Source organism: Streptomyces lydicus (genome assembly GCF_000717345.1).
Lineage (GTDB): Bacteria > Actinomycetota > Actinomycetes > Streptomycetales > Streptomycetaceae > Streptomyces > Streptomyces lydicus.
Genome location: NZ_JNZA01000102.1, coordinates 1 through 620 on the forward strand (window position 1 = coordinate 1; position 620 = coordinate 620).

The window sequence follows — 620 nt, forward strand, 5'->3', positions numbered from 1 at the left end:
AAGACCGTGCCGGCCTCCTTGCGCAGCTCGCGGATGCGGGCCTCGGAGCGCTTCTGGAAGCTGCGGTCGCCGGTGGCCAGGGCCTCGTCGATCATCAGCACGTCGTGGTCCTTGGCCGCGGCGATGGAGAACCGCAGCCGGGCGGCCATACCGGAGGAGTAGGTGCGCATCGGCAGCGAGATGAAGTCGCCCTTCTCGTTGATGCCGGAGAAGTCGACGATGCCGTCGTAGCGCTCGCGGATCTGCTCCCGCGACATGCCCATGGCCAGACCGCCGAGAACGACGTTCTTCTCACCGGTCAGGTCGTTCATCAACGCCGCGTTGACGCCCAGCAGCGAGGGCTGCCCATGGGTGTAGACCTTGCCGCGCTCGGCGGGCAGCAGGCCGGCCACCGCCTTGAGCAGCGTGGACTTGCCCGAGCCGTTGGAGCCGATCAGGCCGATCGACTCACCGCGGTAGGCGGTGAAGGACACGCCCTTGACCGCGTGCACCTCGCGCACACCGGTCGACGGCTTGCGGCGGATGATCCGGTTCAGCGCCGCGGTGGCACTGCCCCGGCCCGCACCGGTGCCGTAGACGCGGTAGACGATGTGCAGATCGTCCGCGATCACCGTCGGGAT

At 68.5% G+C, this 620-nt stretch carries 1 protein-coding gene; it reads right to left on the minus strand.

Translation table 11 applies throughout. The features are described from left to right. A partial coding sequence (locus OO62_RS36170; protein ID WP_033271974.1) for an ABC transporter ATP-binding protein occupies positions 1–620 on the minus strand: 620 nt, incomplete at both ends.